Source organism: Streptomyces cinerochromogenes (assembly GCF_014648635.1).
Classification (GTDB): domain Bacteria; phylum Actinomycetota; class Actinomycetes; order Streptomycetales; family Streptomycetaceae; genus Streptomyces; species Streptomyces cinerochromogenes.
Map to the genome: position 1 here is coordinate 63,328 of NZ_BMRM01000001.1, position 19,161 is coordinate 82,488.

The window sequence follows — 19,161 nt, forward strand, 5'->3', positions numbered from 1 at the left end:
GAAAAGGGGCGCCCGGCCTGCGTTTCGCCGGCCAGTAACGCTAGGGGGCAGACGAGTCGGGCTGTACGCCGGGGAGAGTCACCACGTCGCTATGACCTGCACAAACGTCCAGGAAGGGCGCTTTGATGGCTACCTTGTTGGCTACGTAACGAGTGGCCCAGCCCCGGTGCCGTCCGGACGGCACCCGCCCCCAGCTTGGTGACGGACGCTCTTGTGATGGGTAGGTCAGACCGGCAGGTTCCAGGAAGGACCGTCGGGTGTTCCGAGCCACACGCGTTGGGTGCCGTCCAAGTCCACGGTCAGGCCGAGGTCCGAGTGTGGGGGTGAGCCCGCGTCCTGCCAGATGGTGAGAGCGTCTTCCACCTGATCCCAGAGGCGAAGAGGGCCGTGCTGGTGCACGGTCCAGCCGTCTCCGGCCGGTTCGGTCCACGCCTGTGACCCGGTGGCGACGTCCACGAGGATCACGCCCGTGCCGGTGGTCATGAGTTCGGCGGACGGTGCGGCGAGCTGAGCGAGGAACTGCCCGGTCCAGTCTTCCAGGAGTGCGGGGTTCACGCGGGTGGCGCGGGTGTGACCGGGATGCTGCTGGAAGGTGGGTCGGGGTGGGCGTTCGTGGGGACGGGCGAGCATGTAGCTGATCTGGTCGGGTTGGAAACGACCGGTGGCGGTGGCGTCGTCCTGGACGGTGAGGCGGACGAGTCCGGAGGCGAGCATCCATCCGCTGATGGTCGTGGTGATGGTTCCGCCGGCGCGTACTTGGTACAGCCAGGCTGGGGGGATGTGGCGGACGGCGCAGGTGGCCACGATGTGGTCGTATTCGGCGTCGTCCTTGTGTCCGGCGAGGCCGTCGCCGGTGATCAGGGTGGGGTGATATCCGGCGGCGTGGATGTGGTCGGCCGCCGCGGCGGCCAGGCCCGGGTCGTACTCGATGGAGTACACGTTTTTGTCGCCGAGGCGGCTGCACAGGATAGCGGTGGAATAGCCGGTGCCGGTGCCGATCTCCAGCACCTTGTGACCCTCGCTGATCCCGGCGACGTCGGGCATGCGCACGATCAGGGAGGGCAGCGTGCTGGACGAGGTGGGGCGGCCGGTGACGGGTCCGGTGGCGTCGACGGCGGTGGTGCCGTCGACCTGGGTGACCCAGGTGGTGTCCTGGTAGACGAGCCCCAACCACTTTCCGGGATCGGTCCGGTCGCGGTGCACGGGGGTCCACTGGCGTCCGTCGAACTGGAACAGGCCGTTACCCAGGAAGAGTTCGCGGGGCACCGTTTCGAGGGCTGTGCGCCATGCCGGGTCGTCCACAGGGACGGCGGCGGCGAGTTGGCGGCGCAGGTCGGCGGGGTCGGTCATGCGGGTGCTCCATGCTGTAGGCGGTCGGCGATGGCGTGCTTGATGGGAGCAGTGATGTGGTCGGGGAACCAGGCCCATTGACCGTTGGGGTTGCACTCATACCAGTGCCAGACGCCATCACGGTCTAAGCCGAAATCGAAGGCGCCGAAGGTGAGTCCGAAAGCATCGAGGTAGGCGCGTACGCCTTTGACGATGGCCGGGGGGACGGGCACGGGGGTGTAGGCAAGCCGGTCGTAGTGGCGGCGCCAGTCCACGCCAGGTGAACCATCGATACGGACGGCGGTGAGGTGGTCGCCGACGGCAGTGAGGCGGATGTCGGCGGACTTGCTGACGCGCTGCTGAAATAGGTGTGCAGTGTGCCGTAGATGGCTGTCGATCTGGCATGGGGTGACGTCCTCGATCCACACGGTCAGCGCGCGGCCGGTGTCGTCGGTGTACTCGGTTTCCCTGAGCGGCTTGTAGATGACCGGCCCATGTTCGGCGACGAAGGTGCGGGCCCGGTCGGGGTCGTTGGTGATGAGCGTGGGTGGCACGGAGAAGCCGCAGGCGGCAGCCGTGGCCAGTTGTGCCGGCTTGTACTCGGCGTCCCGGTTGCGCCATGGGTGGTTCAGGTAGTGCGCACCGGGGAGAGCGGCGAGAATGCCGCCGAGCCCGTAGCGGGCTTCTTCGACGGCCCATCGACCGGTCTGCTCGTCCATGGCGAGGTCGGCGGTGTAGGGGGTGGGCCGCCGCCAGTACACCGAGCGGACGTTCCCCAGGTCGACGCTCCGGGAGATGGTGGCGAGAATGCCACCGGTCCCGATGCCGGCGAAGGTGCCGGACAGGGTCACCTCGCGGGGGAAGTCGCCGGGGTCCAGGCGGACCACGGGCACGCGACGCTGGTTCAGTTCGGTGATCACTTCGTCCGCAGTCGCGTCGTCCAGGCGCGTGACGACGAGGACGGGCGGCCCACCCACAGCCATCAGTCAGAGTCCCCGTTCTGGTCGCTGCCCTGGTCCGGGGTGCCGTCGAGGCTGGTCTTCGTGCTCGTCTCCTTCGACGTCTCCGACCGCTTGTGCTTGGCCTCCGCCGTCAGCGGTGCGCCGTCGGGGCCGACCCATGCGGGGACCTGCGTGTGCGGGTCGAGGACGGGCTGGGCGGCGGAGAGGACGGCCGCAGTCGGGTAGGGCCGCATGCGTCCGAGTCCCCAGGGCTTGGCCTGATCCAGTGACGTCAAGGGCTGTTGCATGATTCTCCTCGTCTCTCAGGTGATCCGACAGTGGCAGCCGCCGCCCGGGGCTTCCGGACGGCGAGAGGGGCTCAGCCGGGGCAGTTGGTGTGAACGAGCGTTGTGCCCCGGCCCGAGAGGTAGTTGGGCCATCCGCCCCAGGGGATAGGGCGGGCGGCCGTTGCGGTCCCCCTCGCGTTTGAGGGACCGCTGCGCACACCAGCACGGAGGACGCTCCGGTGTGGCGAGAGCCACTCCGTGCGGCTCCTTGTCGGGAACGGAGTAGGTATTCGGGGCAGACTCCGTGTGGACTTCGTCGAAGACCATGGACACCACCAGCCCGAGCCCAATGGCGACGGCTCCCAGGAGCCCGGTGCCGGCGGTTATCCCGTCGGCTTGAGGCATGCGGTGGCGGCCGATCATTGGTTACCGACCTTGATCGCGATCTCAGCCCAGACCCGCTTACCCCAGGGAAGGAGATCGGTTCCCCAACGGTCGGAGAGGGCGTCGACCAGGAGGAGGCCACGGCCGCCGATGGCGTCTGGTCCGACGATGTGCAGCTCGGGCACGCGGCGGGACTTGTCGACCACGGCGACGCGGAGCCGGTCAGGACTCGGCTGCTCGGCGATCACCCGGACGCTGTGAGAGTGACCGTGGCGGACTGCGTTGGTGACGATTTCGGAGATAAGGAGCGTGCCGGTCTCTGCGGCGTCCTGGTCCATGCCCCACTCCGCGCATGCCTCGCGGACTATCTGACGCGCCACCGGAACACTGGCGGCCTCGCTCGCGAGGGTGGCGCTCTGGCGCGGGTATTGCCCTGGACTCACTCGCTCGTTGGTCATGGTCGTCGTCACGCCTTGGTCTGGGCGGCTGGAGGGAGGCCCCGACCGCGTGCCTCGGGGAGAAGCCTGCTGGCGGTGCGGCGCCGAGGTGCGTTCACGGGTGCGCCTCCCGGCGGCTGGCAGTCAGTCAACGCGTGGAGAAGGGGATGGGGAGACTCCAGAAGGTGACTCCAACGCGGAGTCAAATCAGCGGCGTTGGGCTTACCATCGGTTCCCTTCGCTACCCGCGGGAGTTGCAGATGGACCGTCGGTCACCGGACCCGCGTGAGGTCGTCGCCGGTCTGCTCGGGGATGAACGCCTGCTCCATGTGTGCGCCGAGCGGGACATGGGGGCGGTGTTCCGGATGCTCAATGCGCGCGGTGTCAGTACGCGGCGCATCGCTGCCGCCGTCGACATCACGCAGGGGCGGCTTTACGACTACATGAACGGCAAGAGCCGGGTGGAGAAGCTGACCCTGTTCGAGCAGATCGCCGACGCCTTCCACATCCCCGGCCATCTGCTGGGGCTGGCTCGACGCTCGTGGGAACCCGCGCCGGCGACCGCCGAGCACGAGCGGACGGACCGGCCGCCGCCGGACGGTGACGACCTGGTGGCAATGGACCATTTCCGCAGCGCTGACCGGCAGACCGGCGGCGGCAGGTTGTACGGGGCTGTCATCCGGCACCTGTCGGACCGGGTGGCGCCCCGGCTGGTCGACATCGGCAGCGGTCCGCAGGTGTTCGCCGCCGCAGCCGCGCTGACCGAGATGGCGGGCTGGATGGCTCACGACTCCGGTCATGATGACCGCGCGGCCCAGCACTTCGCCCGCGCTCTCCCTCTGGCCCACACCTCTGGTGACCTCCCGTTGGCCGCGCACGTCGCTGCGAGCAGCAGCCACCTTGCCCTTGAGACCAGGGATGCGGCCAGGGCGGTCGGCTGGGCACGGACCGGGCTCGAACTGGCCGCGCAGGGACCTCGGATTCCCGCGCTGACAGCGCGGCTGCACACCATGCAGGCGCGTGCGCTGGCGGTCGCGTCTCAGCGCACCCCGGCCGCCCACGCGCTGGAGGCCGCGCTCCGCGACCTGGAGGCTTCGCCCGCTGCTGAACACCCGTGGCTGAGCCCGTTCGACACCGCCGCGCTGGCCAGCGAGTCAGCTCTGATCCTGCGTGACCTGGAGCAGTACGACGAGGCGCTGTTGCACGCCGAACAAGCTGTTGCGCTGCGCGAGGCGGGGCGGGCGCGGTCCCTGGCTCTCAGCCGGATCAGCCTGGTGGACATCCACGTGCGGCGGGGTGACCTGGACGCCGCAGTGAGCGTCGGCCACGACCTGCTCAGTACGAGCCCGACCCTCGGTTCGGTCCGGGTGGTGCAGCAGCTTGACAGGTTACGACGGCTGCTGGAGCCGCACCGGGGGTACCGGCCGGTCCGGGAGTACCTGACGCGGTTCGATGATGCACGCCGCGCCAGAATGCTCCTGCTGGCTGATCTGATCCCGCCGTCCCCGGGAGGCACCACCCCATGAGGCCCACAGCACCCGATCCCGCCGACACCGACGCGTGGAACGCGTACCTCGCGGAGGGCAACGCCAAGCAGGCCCGCAAGCGCGTGGCGGCCGATGTGCTGCTGCGGGACCCGTCCGGCCGTGTGCTCCTGGTGAACCCCACCTACAAACCGGGATGGGATCTGCCCGGCGGGATGGCGGAGGCCAACGAGCCGCCGGAGGACACGGCACGCCGTGAGCTGAGGGAGGAACTCGGCATACGCTTCACGCTGCTCGGACTGCTGGTGGTGGACTGGGTGGCCCCGCACGGTCCCTGGGATGATCAGCTCGCGTTCATCTTCGATGGCGGCACCCTGGACGAGGAGCAGGCCGACCGGCTACGGCCACGAGACGACGAGCTGTCCGAAGCAGCCTTCGTCACGGCCGCCGAAGCCGCCGGTCGCCTCCGGGACCGCACCCGGCGCCGGTTCGAGCACGCTCTGAAGGCACTGGACGCGGGACGGCCCCTGTACCTCCGCGACGGCGCACCCCTCATATGACAATGCGTGTCGCCCAGCTCTGACCTCGAGGCATGGCTGCCTTCATAGCTACGTAAGTAGCCGCGCGATCCCGTTCGAACCGGTGCGGACCGAGACCCAGCGAGGCTCGCCAATACGCGAAAAGGGGCGAGCGCCAGGTGTGTCTTGCCCGTTCCAGGCGGTCCGTAGAACACAAGCTGCTTCTCGTCTCACGGCCTCCCCTCAGGTCGCGCACCTCGCGCAGGCACGAAACGCTGTGCACATTGAGGCGCTCCGTGAGCGCCTGATCCGGTTCGGTAAGTTCCAGCTTCCGACGGGCGGTGCGAGCCGACAGCTCTGCACTCGAGGCGCTCACGGTAGCCTCGGCTTCGTCGGACAGTTGCTCATCGGTCAACCCGAGCCCTCTATGAGGGCTTGTACGGCGGTCAGGTCGACGACATCGTGCTGGACCGACAGTTTGTGCCGAAGCTCCTCGGGCAGTTCCTCCCACTCGTAGCTGGTGTCCTGCCAGTCGACGGGCCGTCGGAGGTTGGACCACCCATCCTCAGAGACTATCTGCTCCGCGGCTCCCGTGACCTTGCCGACGTGGAGCCGTCTGTCAGAGCGCGGGCACACCTCGTGAACGCCGATGACGAGCGTGATGTTGCTGCTGCCATCGTGGTCCGGGAAGGGCGGGTTCTGCTCGTTCAGCAGCGTGCGGCATAAAGATCACTCATCCTCGCCCCCACGGCCAGCCGTGCTGCTCACGTTCGGACCCGAGTGTCAGTGCCCTCCACTACCCTTTCCCAGGTAGTCGAGATCACGTGATGCAGCAGGTCCGAGCAGGGCCATCACGGTCCCAGGGGAGTCGGTCACAGGGTGTATAGCGCGCAGCAGAGTCGCATTGAAAGCTTCATCTGGGGGATCGCGGACGATGTTCTGCGGGATGTGTATGTGCGCGGTAAGTACCGCGATGTGATCCTCCCCATGCTGGTGCTCAGGCGCTTCGACGCGGTGCTGGAGAAGACCAAGGACGCCGTCCTCCAGACCCACCAGGACCTCAAAGACATGGGGCTGCTCGACCCTGAGGAGCAGGACTTCCCTCTGCGGGAGGCGGCAGGGGAGGCGTTCTACAACACATCTCCCTTCACCCTGCAGAAGCTCTCAAAGCGGACCACCGCCCAGCAGTTGCGCAGTGACTTCGAGGCGTACCTGGACGGGTTCTCGCCCAATGTCAAGGAGATCCTCGACAACTTCGAGTTCCGTAACCAGATCCCCAAACTGTCCCGTAACGACACCCTGGGTATGTTGATCAACAAGTTTCTCTCCTCGGAGATCAACCTCTCCCCCGAGCCGGTGCTCGATGCCTACGGCCGGGTACGGCTGCCCGGCCTCGACAACCACGCGATGGGAACGATCTTCGAGAACCTGGTTCGCCGGTTCAACGAGGAAAACAACGAGGAAGCCGGCGAGCACTGGACCCCGCGAGACGTGGTCAAGCTCATGACCCGGCTGATGTTCCTGCCCATCGCGCCCAAGATCAAGGGTGGCACCTACCTGCTCTACGACGGCGCGTGCGGCACGGGCGGCATGCTCACCGTCGCCGAGGAGACTCTGCGCGAGCTGTCCGCCCAGCACGGCGCGACGGACATTGTCACCCGGCTGTACGGCCAGGAGATCAACGCCGAGACCTATGCCATCTGCAAGGCCGACATGCTGCTGAAGGGAGACGGCGACGCCGCCGACAACATCAAGGGCGGCCCTGAGTACTCCACGCTCTCCAACGACGCCTTCCCCCGCCGGCGCTTCGACTTCATGCTCGCCAACCCGCCGTACGGCAAGAGCTGGAAGGCCGACCAGGAGCGACTGGGCGGGAAGGCGAACATCACCGACCCCCGGTTCAACGTCACCTTTGACGGCGAAACCACACCATCATCGCTGGTCACAAGCTCCAGTGACGGCCAAATGATGTTCCTCGCGAACATGATCTCCAAGATGAAGACCGACTCGCCCCTGGGCAGCCGCGTCGCGGAGATCCACAATGGCTCTTCCCTTTTCACCGGGGACGCGGGCAGCGGGGAGAGCAACATCCGACGGTGGATCATCGAGAATGACTGGCTCGAGGCGATTGTCGCCCTGCCGCTGAACATGTTCTACAACACCGGCATCGCCACCTACATCTGGGTGATCACCAACCGGAAGTCCGAGGCCCGCAAGGGCAAGGTCCAGCTGATCGACGCCACCGGGTGGTCCACCCCGTTGCGCAAGAACTTGGGCAGCAAGAACTGCGAGCTGTCCCCTGCGGACATCGAGCGCGTGACCCAGGCGTTCCAGGACTTCAAGGACACGGAACGGTCCAAGATCTTCCCGAACGAGGAGTTCGGCTACTGGAAGATCACGGTCGAGCGGCCACTACGCCTCAGCAGCCAGTTCACCAAGGAACGCGTGGAGGCCCTGCGCTTCGCCTCCGGCGAGGCTGAGGCGAGGGAGCTGCTGTACGAGAAGTTCGGCGACGACCTCTTCACAGACTTTGCGAGCATCTCCAATCAGGTGCGCGAACAGCTGGAGCTGTGGGCGCGCACGGCCGGCTCAGACGAGGATGATGTGGATGCCGACGTGCCGGTTCTTAAGGACGCCGCACGCAAGAAGCTGCTGAACGCGAAGACGTGGGAGCGAGACGGCCAACTGGTCAACGTCGGCCTGGCCCTGCTCAGTGAGCTCGGCGACCAGACCTTCCATGACTACAACGAGTTCGACCGGCAGGCCGGCGAGGCGATGGGGCGGCTCGGCCTCAAGCTCAGCGCAACCGACCGCAAGGTCCTCCTGCGGGGCGTCAGCTGGCGCAACGAGTCTGCGAAGCCCGTGATCCTCAAGCGCCACAAGGCCGGCACAACCGAGCGTCCTCTCTATGGGCTGTACGAGATCGGGGACACCAAGTCGACAAGGCCCCAGTCTCTGGTAGTCGAGTACGAGCCCGACAGCGAACTGCGCGACACGGAGCAGGTGCCGTTGCTGGAACCGGGCGGGATCGAAGCCTTCTTCCGTCGCGAGGTACTGCCGTACGCAGAGGATGCGTGGATCAAGAAGAGCGCGACCAAGAAGGGGTACGAGATCAACTTCGCTCGGTACTTCTACAAGCCCCCGGTACTGCGGAGCCTGGAGGAGATCCAGGCGGACATCGTAGCGCTAGAAAAAGAGACCGAAGGACTCTTGGGCGACCTGTTCGCAGGGGGCGCTCAGTGAACAGCAGTCCGTCCCCGTACCCCAAGTACACATCCTCTGCTGTTGCCGGACTCGGCGATATCCCCAGTCACTGGGAGGAACGTCGCGCAAAGTTCTACCTGCGAGAAGTGGATGAGCGCTCCCACTCTGGCATGGAGGAGCAGCTCTCTGTTTCACACCTCACTGGGGTGAGGCCTAGGCGCCACAGAAATGTGACCATGGTCGCCGCATCATACTCAGGGCATAAACTTTGCCGGCCCGGTGACGTGGTCGTGAACACCATGTGGGCCTGGATGGCGGCCCTCGGCGTCTCGCATGGAACAGGATTGGTCAGCCCCTCATACGGGGTGTACAGGCCACGCAACCCGCAGACGTTCGACTCTGCGTACCTTGACCGTCTCCTCAGGCTTCCAGCCTATGCCAGCGAGTACCGAGTCAATTCAACTGGGGTCACTTCTTCACGCCTCCGCCTTTACGCCGACAAGTTCCTCAATATTACGTTGATTCATCCCCCTCTCGAGGAACAGCAAGCCATCGTTAAGTACGTGCGGCACGTCGAGCGCAGGGTCGGAGTGGCGATCCGCGCTAAGCAGAGGCTTGTGAGTCTGCTGGACGAGCAACGGGCATCAGTCATCCAGCGTGCCGTGACCTGCGGAGTCCCTGGTGGTACGTCGTCTCCCGATTACTGGAAGTCGCTGGAGCTCCGCAGAATTACGAGCCTTGTCACTTCCGGATCTCGCGGATGGGCCAAGTACTATTCCGACTCTGGGCACTGGTTTCTTCAAAGCGGAAACATCGGGAAGCGACTGTCACTCAAGCTGGACAGGGTCCAGTGTGTCACGATCCCAAACAACGCTGAAGGCGTACGCACACGGGTGCGAGTCGGCGATTTGCTCGTCTGCATCACTGGCGCCATGACCGGAAATGTTGGGCTTGTGCGAGAGGATCCGGAATTTCCCTCCTACGTGAACCAGCACGTGGCGTTGATCAGGCCACGCCCAGACTTGGTTAGCTCCGGCTTCCTGGGGCTGGCTCTGCACTCACACTCAGGCCAACAGCAATTCAAGATGAGCGAGTATGGCGGGACGAAGCAGGGGCTTGGCCTGGCCGAAGTGAAGTCCACTCGGGTACCTGTCCCTCCTATTGATGTCCAGGCTCAAATCGAGCGATACGCAGCCCAGGAAACGCGTCGAATCGAGTCGGCGATCTCTCGCGCCGAGCGCGAGATCTCCCTCCTACGCGAGTACCAAACTCGCCTGACCGCTGACGTGGTCACCGGGAAGCTCGACGTCCGTGCCGCCGCAGCCACGCTGCCCGACGCGGACCCGCACTACCCCGACCTGACGGCGGCGTACGCCGCCGACGAGGACGGGCTGAACGCTGACCTGGACGGTGACGACCTGCCCGAGGAGTCGATGTGAGCGGCAAAGGAACCCTGTATGGCGGCACGGATATGAGCGAGGCTGCCCTCGAACGTGACATCGTCGCCGACATGACCTCGGAGGCGGGAGGCTGGATCGAGGGGTCTCCCAAGGCGTACGACCGGGGCCGGGCCATCGACACGGAGCAGCTCCAGGCGTTTTTGGAGAAGACGCAGCCGCAGGTTGCCGCGGCGTTCGAACTCAGCAACCCGAGGTCCGAGACGCGTGCCCTGTTCCTTAATCGCGTCCAGGGGCACATCACCAAGCATGGTGTCGTGGATCTACTGCGGAAGGGATTGAGTCACTCCACCAGCGCTGGCTCCTTCGAAGTCGTGTTTTACGGGGCGACTCCCTCCCCGGGCAACGCCGTGGCCGAGGAGCGGCATCGCGCGAACCGCTGGAGCGTAACCCGCCAGTTGCGGTACAGCCAGGACGAGACCCAGCGAGCACTTGACCTGGCCATCTTCGTCAACGGACTGCCACTGGCGACGTTCGAGCTGAAGAACCACCAGACCAAGCAGACCGTCGAGGACGCCGTCGAGCAGTACAAGAACACCCGCGACCACCGAAACGAGCCACTCTTTCACGACGGCCGTTGCCTGGCGCATTTTGCGGTCGACGAGCATTCGGTGCGGTTCTGCACCCGGCTGGCGGGCAAGAAGTCCTGGTTCCTCCCCTTCGACAAAGGCTGGAACGGCGGCGCTGGCAACCCGCCCAACCCGGAGGGCTACAAGACCGCCTACCTCTGGCAAGACATTCTGTCTCCCGCGAGTCTCGCCGACATCATCGAACACTACGCCGCCCGGCTCGTCGAGAAGGACCCCAAGACCAAGAGGGAGAAGCGGCGGCAGATCTTCCCGCGCTACCACCAGCTCGATGTCGTTCGCCGCCTTCTCGCGGACAGCGAGGAGAACGGTGCGGGTCAGCGCTATCTGATCCAGCACTCGGCCGGCAGCGGCAAGTCCAACTCCATCGCCTGGTTGGCGCACCAGCTGGTCGGGCTCGGTACCGACGACTCGCCTGCCTTCGATGCGGTGATCGTGGTGACCGACCGGATCAACCTGGACAGGCAGATCGAGCGCACGGTCAAGGCATTCACGCAAGTCCGCTCTCTGGTCAAGCATGCCGACAAGTCGAAGGATTTGCGCGAGGCCCTGGCCAACGGCACGAAGATCGTCATCTCCACGGTCCAGAAATTCCCGGTGATTTTGCAGGACATCGGCGACACGCACCGCGACCGGAAGTTCGCGATCATTATCGACGAGGCGCACTCCGGGCAGGGTGGCAAGACCACACATGCGATGAGCGGCGCCCTCGGAGCTGCGGCCGAAGACGCCGAGGAGGAGACGACCGAGGACAAGATCAATAAGATCATCGACAGCCAGAAGCTCCTCGCCAATGCCAGCTACTACGCGTTCACGGCCACCCCCAAGCCCAGGACGCTCGGGTACTTCGGCCGTGAGGGCGCGGACGGACGCAAACACCCCTTCCACGTCTACACGATGCAGCAGGCGATCGAAGAGGGCTTCATCCTGGATGTGTTGAAGAACTACACGACGGTCGAGAGCTACTACAAGCTCGTCAAGTCGGTCGAGGACGACCCTGAATTCGACGCCAAGAAGGCCGCGAAGAAGCTTCGCCGCTATGTCGAAGGGCACAGCCACGCGATTGAGACGAAGGCGTCGATCATGGTCGACCACCTACTGGACAATGTGATCCGGTCCAGGAAGATCGGCGGCAAAGCCCGTGCCATGGTAGTGGCCGACGGCATCCCGCGAGCGCTGGCCTACTACTCCGCCATCAACGCGTACCTGAAGAAGCTGGGCAGCCCCTACCGGGCAATTGTCGCGTTCTCCGGCGAGCACGAGTACGGCGGCCAGAACGTCACTGAGCCAAGCCTCAACGGCTTCCCAAGCAACGCGATCGAGACGACGTTCCGCGAGGATCCCTACCGCATTCTGGTCTGCGCGGACAAGTTCCAGACGGGTTACGACGAACCGCTTCTGCACACCATGTACGTCGATAAGCCCCTATCCGGCGTGCGTGCCGTGCAGACCCTCTCCCGACTCAACCGCGCCCACCCGGAGAAGCACGACGTCGCGGTCCTCGACTTCTACAACAAGGCAGACGGGATCCAGCAGTCCTTCGCGAAGTGGTACCGCACCACCACGCTCGCGGACGCTGTCGACCCGAACACGCTTCACGACCTGCGCGCGGTCCTCGATGGAGCCGGCGTCTACGACCGCGAGGACATCGACCAGTTCGTCGAGATGTTCCTCGCCAAGGAGCCCCGCTCGCGTCTGGAGGCCTTCCTCGACCAGCTTGTTGTCAGCTACCAGGAACTCGACAGTGAGGAGCAGCAGGTCGAGTTCAAGGGCACGGCCAAGGCGTTCGTCCGCACCTACGACTACCTGGCTGGCATCCTCCCCTACCGCAACCCCGAGTGGCTGAAGCTGTCGATCATGCTGACCTTCCTCATCCCCAAGCTTCCGGCCCCGATCGAGGAGGACCTGTCCCGCGGCATCCTGGAAACGGTTGACCTCGACAGCTACCGGGCCGAGCAACAGGCAGCGATCAGCATCACCCTTGGGGAGGAGGACGCCGAGCTGACGACCACCGCCCCCACCGCCGTAGGCCACAGGGGCGAGCCGGAGCTGAAGCCCGCCTCGATCATCCTGGAAGAGTTCAACCAGCTCTTCGGCAACATCCCCTGGACCGACAAAGACCGGATACGGCACCTGATCGCCGTGGAGATCCCAGCCAAAGTCCGGGAGGACAAGGACTACATCAACGCCCAGCGGTACAACGACGAGCAGAACGCCCGGGTGGAGAGCGACGCTGCCGTGCAGCGGGCAATCGCCACCTTCCTGAAGTCCGACACCGAGCTGTACCGCCAGTTCGCGGGCAATCCCGCGTTCAAGCGGTGGCTGACGGAGACGGTGTTTCGGGAGACGTACGATCCCACTCCTGCCGAAAGCGCCATTCCCTCCAAATCTAGCGGCGACTCGGAAAGCTGATTGAAGACCTATGTGGCGCACTGGCCGTCCCGGCAATCGCGCAACCACGTGGGAACTCTGAAAACCGCAGGTACAGGTGGAAACTCCCACAGCATGGACTGGGGCCCTAACCAGGTAGTTTCCCCTGGTCAGGGCCTCGATGGCAGACGAGTCGGGCTGTACGCCGGGTTCTGTTCCCCGGTGTCCTCGCGGACGCCGGGGCGACGGCCATCCATCTAGGACCGGCGTTGCCGCCGGCCTCGTGCGGTCTACCCGCGGACTCGGGCGGGCAGCCCTCGATCGTCCGCGCAGGGACGCCCCTCTTGCGAAAGGCGGCCCCTTCTTGACCTTGCTCCGGGTGGGGTTTACCTAGCTGCCCAGGTCACCCTGGGCACTGGTGGTCTCTTACACCACCGTTTCACCCTTACCGAGGACCGAGATCCCCGGCGGTCTGCTTTCTGTGGCACTGTCCCGCGGGTCACCCCGGGTGGCCGTTAGCCACCACCCTGCCCTGTGGAGCCCGGACGTTCCTCGGGAAGCCCCCTAGGGGGACTCCACGCGGCCGTCCGCCCGGCTCGTCTGCCGTGCCGACCATGGTACCGGGCGGCTGCCCCGCCGTGGACCGGCGGCCGTCGCCAGGACCGAGCCGGCCAGGATGAGGGAGAACGCGGCCAGCACCGGGAGGGTCAGCGGCTCGTGGAGGAACAGCGCGCCCGCCGCCACCGCGACCGCCGGGTTGACGTAGGTGATGACCGTGGCCCTGGTCGGGCCGGCCTCCTTGATCAGCTCCAGGAAGGCCACGAAGGCCACCGCCGTGCAGATCACGCCCAGTCCGGCCAGTGCGGCCAGCACGGTGGGCGCGGGCACGGCGGACGGGCGGGTCAGCGCGGCGGCGGGGGCGTAGACCAGGGCGGCCAGGGTGAGGCAGGCGGCCGTCAGGTGCAGGGACGGGACCTCCTTCAGGCGGCGGGCCGCGATCAGCGGGGCGGTGGCGTAGCCCAGGACCGTCAGCAGGACCTCCGCCAGCGAGCGGGCGTCGCCGCCCGTGAGGTGCGGGAGCGTGAGGACCGTCACGCCTGCCAGGCCCAGGGCCAGGCCGGTCACGCGGCGGACGCCGAGGCGTTCCGTGTCACCCAGCAGCCGGGCCAGGACCACGCCGACGATCGGCACGCCCGCGATCAGCAGGCCCGCCGTCGAGCTGGACAGGTGCCGTTCGGCGTCCGTGAGGGTGAACCAGGGGATCATGATCTCCAGGACCGCGAAGGCCAGCATGGGGCGCCAGTGGGCGCGTGTCGCGGCCATGAGGCCGCCCTGGCGGAGGGCGAACGGGAGCAGCAGGAGCGCGCCGAGGGCGCACCGCGTGAACACGACCACCGGCGGGGACACCGCGTCCACCGCCACTTTGATCATCAGATAGGGAATGCCCCAGACCACTCCCATCAGGGAGAACAGGAACCAGCCGCGTGCAGTCATGCGGCCGAGTGTCGGCCTCCCGGTCCGGGGGTGTCTTGAACGCTGTTGCGGTAGGCCGCCGGGGTCACCCCGAGCACCCGGCGGAACCAGCGGGTCAGGTGCGCCTGGTCGGCGAAGCCGACGAGGGGGGCCACCTCCGCGGGGCGCAGGCCGGTCTCCAGCAGGACGCGGGCCTTGGTCACCCGGTGCTGGGCGAGCCAGGCGTAAGGGGGTATGCCCATCGTCGTACGGAAGGCGCGCAGGAGCTGGTAGCGGGAGAGGCCGAGGTCCGCGGCGAGCAGGGCGAGGGAGGGCGGGTCGGTGAGTTCGTCGGCGAGACGGTCACGGACCGTGCGGGCTATGGCGTCGGCGCCGGGGACCCGGTCGGGGACCGGGCGTGCCGTGGAGTGGCGGTGGGTCAGGGCGGTCAGCAGCCAGGGCAGGACGGACTCGGTCTCCAGCGGGTCGTCGGGGCGGGCGCTGAGCCGCGTGTGGGCGGTACGCAGGGCGGCGACCAGCGCGGGATCCCCGATGAGGGGCTCACGGAAGTGCGGCAGGCCGCCGAGGGTGCCGTCGGCCAGCAGGGACGGATCGGCGTACAGGGCGCGGTAGGCGTAGCCGTCGGTGGCGTTGCCGGGGCCGCCGGTGTGTGTCTCACCGGGTTCCAGGACGACGATCGCGCCCGGCCCGGTACGGATGTGACCGCCCCGGTAGTCGATGATCTCGGAGCCGCCGACACAGACGCCGATCGTGTACTCGTCGTGGGCGTGCGGGGCGTACACGTGCCGGCGGAAGCTGGCGGTGAGCAGGTCGAGCGGCGGCCCGCAACGGCCCAGCCGGGTCCGCGTCCACGACGCCTGTTCCCCCATCGACCTCTCCGCCCTTCGCTTCGCACGGCCCCCGCCGTGCTCCCCTCCATGGGTACAACGCCACGAGGCCCGCTTCCATGCCGTGCGCCACGTCCCGCCGGGGGCCGGCGCCGGCCGTCCACCCCGGCCGTGCCCTGCCGCCGCGGCGCGACCGCCCTTGACCCTGCCGCAGCGTCAACGTCTGTACTGATCCCATGCGGATCGGAGAACTCGCCGCCGCCGTCGGCGTCACGACGCGGACCGTGCGGCACTACCACCATCTGGGGCTGCTGCCCGAACCCGAGCGGCTGTCCAACGGCTACCGGGAGTACACGCTGCGCCACGCCGTCGTCCTCGCCCGGATCCGGCGGCTGACCGAGCTGGGCCTGGGGCTCGGCGAGGTCCGGGACGTGCTCGCGGACGAGGCCGGCAAGGACCTCGCCGAGGTGCTGACCGAGCTGGACGCGGACCTGGCCCGGCAGGAGGCGGAGATCCGGGAGCGGCGCCGGCGGCTGCGGACGCTGCTGGAGGCCGGGGAGCTGCCCGCCGAGGGGCCCGTGTCGCCCCAGCTGGCCGGCCTGCTCGCCGCGCTGCCCGCCGACGGTTCCCCCATGGCCGCCAAGGACCGGGAGATCCTCGCCCTGGTCGACGCCGGGGCGCCGCCCGAGGAGCGGGAGCGGCTGCTCTCCGCGCTGCGCGGCGCCCTGGAGGACCCCGACGCGGTGGCGCGGGCCCGGCAGGCGTACGCGCTGCTGGACGCGCTGGCGGACGCCTCCCCCGACGACCCGCGCGTGGAGCGGGCGGCACGGGCGCTGGCCGACTGCGTACCCGGCGATCTGCTGACGGATCGTCAACCACCTGCCGACTCCGGCTTTTTGCGTGCCCTCTACGCCGACTTCGCCCCCGCCCAGGCCCAGGTGGTCCGTCGTACGCTGAAGATCCTCACCGGGGAGGGGACATGACGGTGGTGTACCGGCTGGCCCGGCACGAGATGCGGCTGTTCGCCGGGCTGGCGCTGTGGCTGGCGCGGCGGACCCACGGCACCGCCGGCGGGCGGGCGTTCGGGTACGCGCGCGGGCAGGGCGCGACGATGCTGGGGCTGGCCTTCGTGTGCGTGGTGGAGACGGCCGGCGTGGCCGTGATGCTGCGCGACATGCCCGTGGCGCACGACGTGATGCTGGTGCTGGACGTCTACACCGTGCTGTTCGTCGTCGGCCTGCACGCGGCCTGCGTGGTCCGCCCGCACGTGCTGACCCGGGACGCGCTGCGCGTGCGGTACGGCGCCCACGTGGACCTGCGGATCCCGCTGGACCGGATCGCCGCCGTACGCCGGGAGACCCGGACCACGCACGAGCCCGCCGAGGACGCGCTGGACCTCCCCGTCGGCTCCCAGACCACGGTGACGCTCGAACTCGCCGGGCCCGTGGTCCACACGAGCCTCCTCGGCCGCCGCCGGCGGGTCGGCACGGTACGGCTGTACGCCGACGACCCCGGCGCCCTCGTCCAGGCCCTCACACCACGGTGAACAGGACCTTCGCCGTGCCCGGAGCGGCCCGGGCGAGGCGGACCCGCAGGCGTTCGCCGAGCGGCAGGCGGTCGCCCTCGACCCGGCCGATGACGGCCGGGGTGAGCACCTGGACGGTCCCCACGGTCGGGTCGTGCTCGTCGACGTCCACCACACAGCCGTCGAAGACGTCCCCCACCCGGTCCTTGAGCAGGGCCGCCTCCACGATGTCGACGCACTCCCGCTCGACCGTGCCCGCGCGCCGGGACCCCTCGGCCATCCGCGCGGGCAGCGCGTCCAGCGCGGCGAGCACCCAGTCGGGCGGGTCCTGCCCGGCCGCGGCGGCCAGGCACAGCTCCGAGGCGTAGCGGTCGGCGAGGCGGCGCAGCGGGGCGGTGCAGTGGGCGTAGGGCGCGGCGACGGCCGCGTGCAGGGTGTGCGCGGGCAGCCCGCCGCCCTGGAAGACGGTGTACCCGGCACCGCGCAGCAGGGTGGTGCACTCCTGGAGGAAGGCCGCGTGGTGCGGGTCGTACGGGTCCAGGCGGCGCACGAGGGCCGCGTACGACATGTGGTGCGGCCAGTCGATGTGCAGGGCGATCGCGGTACGGCGCAGCCGGGCCACCGCCCCGTCGGGAGCGGCCGGCAGGGTGCGCAGGATGCCGGCGCCGTGGGCGAGCATCAGATCGGCGGCGGCCATGCCGGTGAGCAGCGAGAGCTGCGCGTTCCAGCCGTCGGCGGGCAGCGGGGCGCGGTAGCGCAGCGCGTAGGCGTGGTCGTACTCGATGATCTCCTGCTCGGGCACGTGCAGGGAGATGCCGCCGCGCTCGGCCTCCAGCCGCTCCCGCGCCCGGCCGACCTCCTTGAGCAGCGCGACCGGCTCCTCGGCCGTCCCGGCGTCGATGTCGCGCTGGACGCCCGCGTAGTCGAGCCGGGCCCGGCTGCGGACCAGGGCCCGCCGCACGTCCACGGCAAGGGCGCGGCCCGCCTCGTCCAGGTCGGTCGTCCACAGCACGGCCGGCCGGGTCTGGCCGGGCAGCAGGCTGGCCGCGCCCTCGCCGAGCACGGCGGGGTGCAGGGGGATCCGCTCGTCGGGGAAGTACAGGGTGGTCACCCGCCGGTGCGCCTCCGCGTCCAGCGGGCCGCCGGGTACGACGAAGGCGGCGACGTCGGCGATGGCGTACCGGACGCGGTAGCCGGTGCCCTGCCGGGAGAGGTGGACGGCCTGGTCCAGGTCCTCGGAGCCCGGGGGGTCCAGGGTGAAGAAGGGGATGTCCGTCGCGTCGCCCAGCGGCAGCGCGGGGTCCCTGGCCGCCTCCTCGGCCGCCTGCCGGACCTCCGCCGGGAAGTCCTCCGGGACGCCCAGCTCGGCACGGAGCGCGGCGAGCGCGGCCCGGAGCGGGGCCTCGGGGGCGCCGGTGGCGCGGATCCTGCGGCGGGGCATACAGCGAGCGTAGGCCGGGGCCGGGCGGGCGGCACGCCGTACCCTGGCGCGGAGGTCTACGTGAGGAGTACGTGTTGCTGGTCCTGCTGCCGCCCTCGGAAGGCAAGGCGAACCCGGGCGAGGGCGCCCCGCTGGAGCTTCGGTCGCTGTCCCTGCCGGGGCTGACCGCCGCCCGGGAGGCCGTGCTCGGCGAGCTGGTGGAGCTGTGCGCCGCCGACGGGGAGAAGGCGCGCGAGGTGCTCGGGCTGAGCGAGGGGCTGCGCGGCGAGGTCGCGAAGAACGCCGGGCTGCGCACGGCCGGCACCCGCCCCGCCGGGGAGATCTACACCGGTGTGCTCTACGACGCCCTGGGCCTGGCCACGCTGGACGCGGCCGCCCGCCGGCGCGCGGCGGACTCGCTGCTGGTGTTCTCCGGGCTGTGGGGCGCCGTGCGGGTGACGGACCGGATCCCCTCCTACCGCTGCTCGATGGGCGTGAAGCTGCCGGGGCTCGGCGCGCTGGCCGGGCACTGGCGGACGCCGATGGCCGAGGTGCTCCCGGAGGCGGCCGGGGAGGGGCTGGTGCTGGACCTGCGGTCCTCGGCGTACGCGGCGGCGTGGCGGCCGAAGGGCGAGGTGGCCGGGCGGACGGCGACGGTACGGGTGCTGCACGCGCCGACCCGGAAGGTCGTCAGCCACTTCAACAAGGCGACCAAGGGCCGCATCGTCCGCAGCCTGCTGACCGCCGGTGCCGTGCCGGAGGATCCCGCCGGGCTGGTGGCGGCGCTGCGCGAGCTGGGGTACGTCGTGGAGGCGGAGGCGCCCGGGAAGGCGGGCAGGGCGTGGGCGCTGGATGTGCTGGTGGACGAGGTCCACTGAGACCGGCCGCCTCCGGGCGGCGTTGCAACATACGCAACGA

At 68.4% G+C, this 19,161-nt stretch carries 14 protein-coding genes, 1 other RNA gene and 1 pseudogene; 8 read left to right on the forward strand and 8 right to left on the reverse strand.

The features are described from left to right. Window positions 1–225: 225 nt before the first annotated feature. The 4 genes from tgmC to IEZ20_RS00250 all read right to left on the reverse strand — a co-directional run bounded on the left by tgmC (window position 226) and on the right by IEZ20_RS00250 (window position 3,399). Window positions 226–1,350, reverse strand: coding sequence for an ATP-grasp peptide maturase system methyltransferase (tgmC, locus tag IEZ20_RS00235; protein ID WP_189293994.1), 1,125 nt, complete (start codon window positions 1,348–1,350; stop codon window positions 226–228). Then, window positions 1,347–2,312: an ATP-grasp ribosomal peptide maturase gene (gene tgmB / locus IEZ20_RS00240; RefSeq protein WP_189293995.1), complete on the reverse strand. Its 966-nt coding sequence runs from the start codon at window positions 2,310–2,312 to the stop codon at window positions 1,347–1,349. Before tgmB ends, tgmC begins: the two co-directional genes overlap by 4 nt. Further along, complete coding sequence (gene tgmA, locus IEZ20_RS00245; RefSeq protein ID WP_189293996.1) at window positions 2,312–2,578, reverse strand: putative ATP-grasp-modified RiPP; 267 nt, start codon at window positions 2,576–2,578, stop codon at window positions 2,312–2,314. Before tgmA ends, tgmB begins: the two co-directional genes overlap by 1 nt. Window positions 2,579–2,976: 398 nt before the next feature. Then, on the reverse strand, window positions 2,977–3,399 hold the full coding sequence (locus IEZ20_RS00250) for an ATP-binding protein (protein ID WP_189293997.1): 423 nt from the start codon (window positions 3,397–3,399) through the stop codon (window positions 2,977–2,979). 239 nt (window positions 3,400–3,638) lie between these two features. Between IEZ20_RS00250 and IEZ20_RS00255 the strand changes: the two genes are divergently transcribed. The 5 genes from IEZ20_RS00255 (at window position 3,639) to IEZ20_RS00275 (ending at window position 13,040) form a co-directional block, all read left to right on the forward strand. Next, the gene (locus IEZ20_RS00255) at window positions 3,639–4,904 is read left to right on the forward strand and encodes an NsdA family TPR-like regulatory protein (RefSeq protein WP_229895820.1); all 1,266 of its coding nucleotides are present in this window, start codon (window positions 3,639–3,641) and stop codon (window positions 4,902–4,904) included. Then, window positions 4,901–5,422, forward strand: coding sequence for an NUDIX domain-containing protein (locus IEZ20_RS00260; RefSeq protein ID WP_189293999.1), 522 nt, complete (start codon window positions 4,901–4,903; stop codon window positions 5,420–5,422). The genes IEZ20_RS00255 and IEZ20_RS00260 overlap by 4 nt, the downstream gene beginning before the upstream one ends. 837 nt (window positions 5,423–6,259) lie before the next feature. Then, entirely contained in the window at window positions 6,260–8,623 is a 2,364-nt protein-coding gene (locus tag IEZ20_RS00265; RefSeq protein ID WP_189294000.1) for a type I restriction-modification system subunit M, read from the forward strand. 131 nt (window positions 8,624–8,754) lie between these two features. Further along, window positions 8,755–10,023 carry a restriction endonuclease subunit S gene (locus IEZ20_RS00270; protein WP_189294001.1) on the forward strand — a complete coding sequence of 423 codons (1,269 nt, stop codon included), beginning with the start codon at window positions 8,755–8,757 and terminating at the stop codon, window positions 10,021–10,023. Beyond that, window positions 10,020–13,040, forward strand: a complete 3,021-nt coding sequence (locus IEZ20_RS00275) for a type I restriction endonuclease subunit R (protein WP_229895821.1) — start codon at window positions 10,020–10,022, stop codon at window positions 13,038–13,040. The genes IEZ20_RS00270 and IEZ20_RS00275 overlap by 4 nt, the downstream gene beginning before the upstream one ends. Before the next feature lie 143 nt (window positions 13,041–13,183). Here the strand turns inward: IEZ20_RS00275 and rnpB are convergent. The 3 genes and pseudogenes from rnpB to IEZ20_RS00290 form a co-directional block, all read right to left on the reverse strand. Beyond that, window positions 13,184–13,597, reverse strand: an RNA gene (gene rnpB, locus IEZ20_RS00280) — RNase P RNA component class A. 115 nt (window positions 13,598–13,712) lie between these two features. Then, window positions 13,713–14,492, reverse strand: a pseudogene (locus tag IEZ20_RS40645) (DMT family transporter); the annotation flags it as partial. After that, on the reverse strand, window positions 14,489–15,340 hold the full coding sequence (locus IEZ20_RS00290; protein ID WP_189294002.1) for an AraC family transcriptional regulator: 852 nt from the start codon (window positions 15,338–15,340) through the stop codon (window positions 14,489–14,491). The gene IEZ20_RS00290 and the pseudogene IEZ20_RS40645, both read right to left, overlap by 4 nt. 194 nt (window positions 15,341–15,534) lie before the next feature. Here IEZ20_RS00290 and IEZ20_RS00295 point away from each other — a divergent pair, with 194 nt between their 5' ends. Then, window positions 15,535–16,281 carry a MerR family transcriptional regulator gene (locus tag IEZ20_RS00295; protein ID WP_189294003.1) on the forward strand — a complete coding sequence of 249 codons (747 nt, stop codon included), beginning with the start codon at window positions 15,535–15,537 and terminating at the stop codon, window positions 16,279–16,281. Further along, window positions 16,278–16,844 carry a hypothetical protein gene (locus IEZ20_RS00300; protein ID WP_189294004.1) on the forward strand — a complete coding sequence of 189 codons (567 nt, stop codon included), beginning with the start codon at window positions 16,278–16,280 and terminating at the stop codon, window positions 16,842–16,844. Before IEZ20_RS00295 ends, IEZ20_RS00300 begins: the two co-directional genes overlap by 4 nt. Here the strand turns inward: IEZ20_RS00300 and IEZ20_RS00305 are convergent. Next, on the reverse strand, window positions 16,831–18,264 hold the full coding sequence (locus tag IEZ20_RS00305) for an RNB domain-containing ribonuclease (RefSeq protein WP_189294005.1): 1,434 nt from the start codon (window positions 18,262–18,264) through the stop codon (window positions 16,831–16,833). The two genes, IEZ20_RS00300 and IEZ20_RS00305, sit on opposite strands and share 14 nt — an antisense overlap. Before the next feature lie 74 nt (window positions 18,265–18,338). On the opposite strand from IEZ20_RS00305, the gene yaaA reads away from it, so the two are divergent. Continuing rightward, entirely contained in the window at window positions 18,339–19,121 is a 783-nt protein-coding gene (yaaA, locus tag IEZ20_RS00310) for a peroxide stress protein YaaA (protein WP_189294006.1), read from the forward strand. Window positions 19,122–19,161 lie beyond the last annotated feature (40 nt).

Coding starts and splice junctions, on each gene's coding strand:
- tgmC (WP_189293994.1), bottom strand. CDS start 1,350: ATGACCGACCCCGCCGACCTGCGCCGCCAACTCGCCGCCGCCGTCCCT.
- tgmB (WP_189293995.1), bottom strand. CDS start 2,312: ATGGCTGTGGGTGGGCCGCCCGTCCTCGTCGTCACGCGCCTGGACGAC.
- tgmA (WP_189293996.1), bottom strand. CDS start 2,578: ATGCAACAGCCCTTGACGTCACTGGATCAGGCCAAGCCCTGGGGACTC.
- IEZ20_RS00250 (WP_189293997.1), bottom strand. CDS start 3,399: ATGACCAACGAGCGAGTGAGTCCAGGGCAATACCCGCGCCAGAGCGCC.
- IEZ20_RS00255 (WP_229895820.1), top strand. CDS start 3,639: ATGGACCGTCGGTCACCGGACCCGCGTGAGGTCGTCGCCGGTCTGCTC.
- IEZ20_RS00260 (WP_189293999.1), top strand. CDS start 4,901: ATGAGGCCCACAGCACCCGATCCCGCCGACACCGACGCGTGGAACGCG.
- IEZ20_RS00270 (WP_189294001.1), top strand. CDS start 8,755: ATGGAGGAGCAGCTCTCTGTTTCACACCTCACTGGGGTGAGGCCTAGG.
- IEZ20_RS00290 (WP_189294002.1), bottom strand. CDS start 15,340: ATGGGGGAACAGGCGTCGTGGACGCGGACCCGGCTGGGCCGTTGCGGG.
- IEZ20_RS00295 (WP_189294003.1), top strand. CDS start 15,535: ATGCGGATCGGAGAACTCGCCGCCGCCGTCGGCGTCACGACGCGGACC.
- IEZ20_RS00300 (WP_189294004.1), top strand. CDS start 16,278: ATGACGGTGGTGTACCGGCTGGCCCGGCACGAGATGCGGCTGTTCGCC.
- IEZ20_RS00305 (WP_189294005.1), bottom strand. CDS start 18,264: ATGCCCCGCCGCAGGATCCGCGCCACCGGCGCCCCCGAGGCCCCGCTC.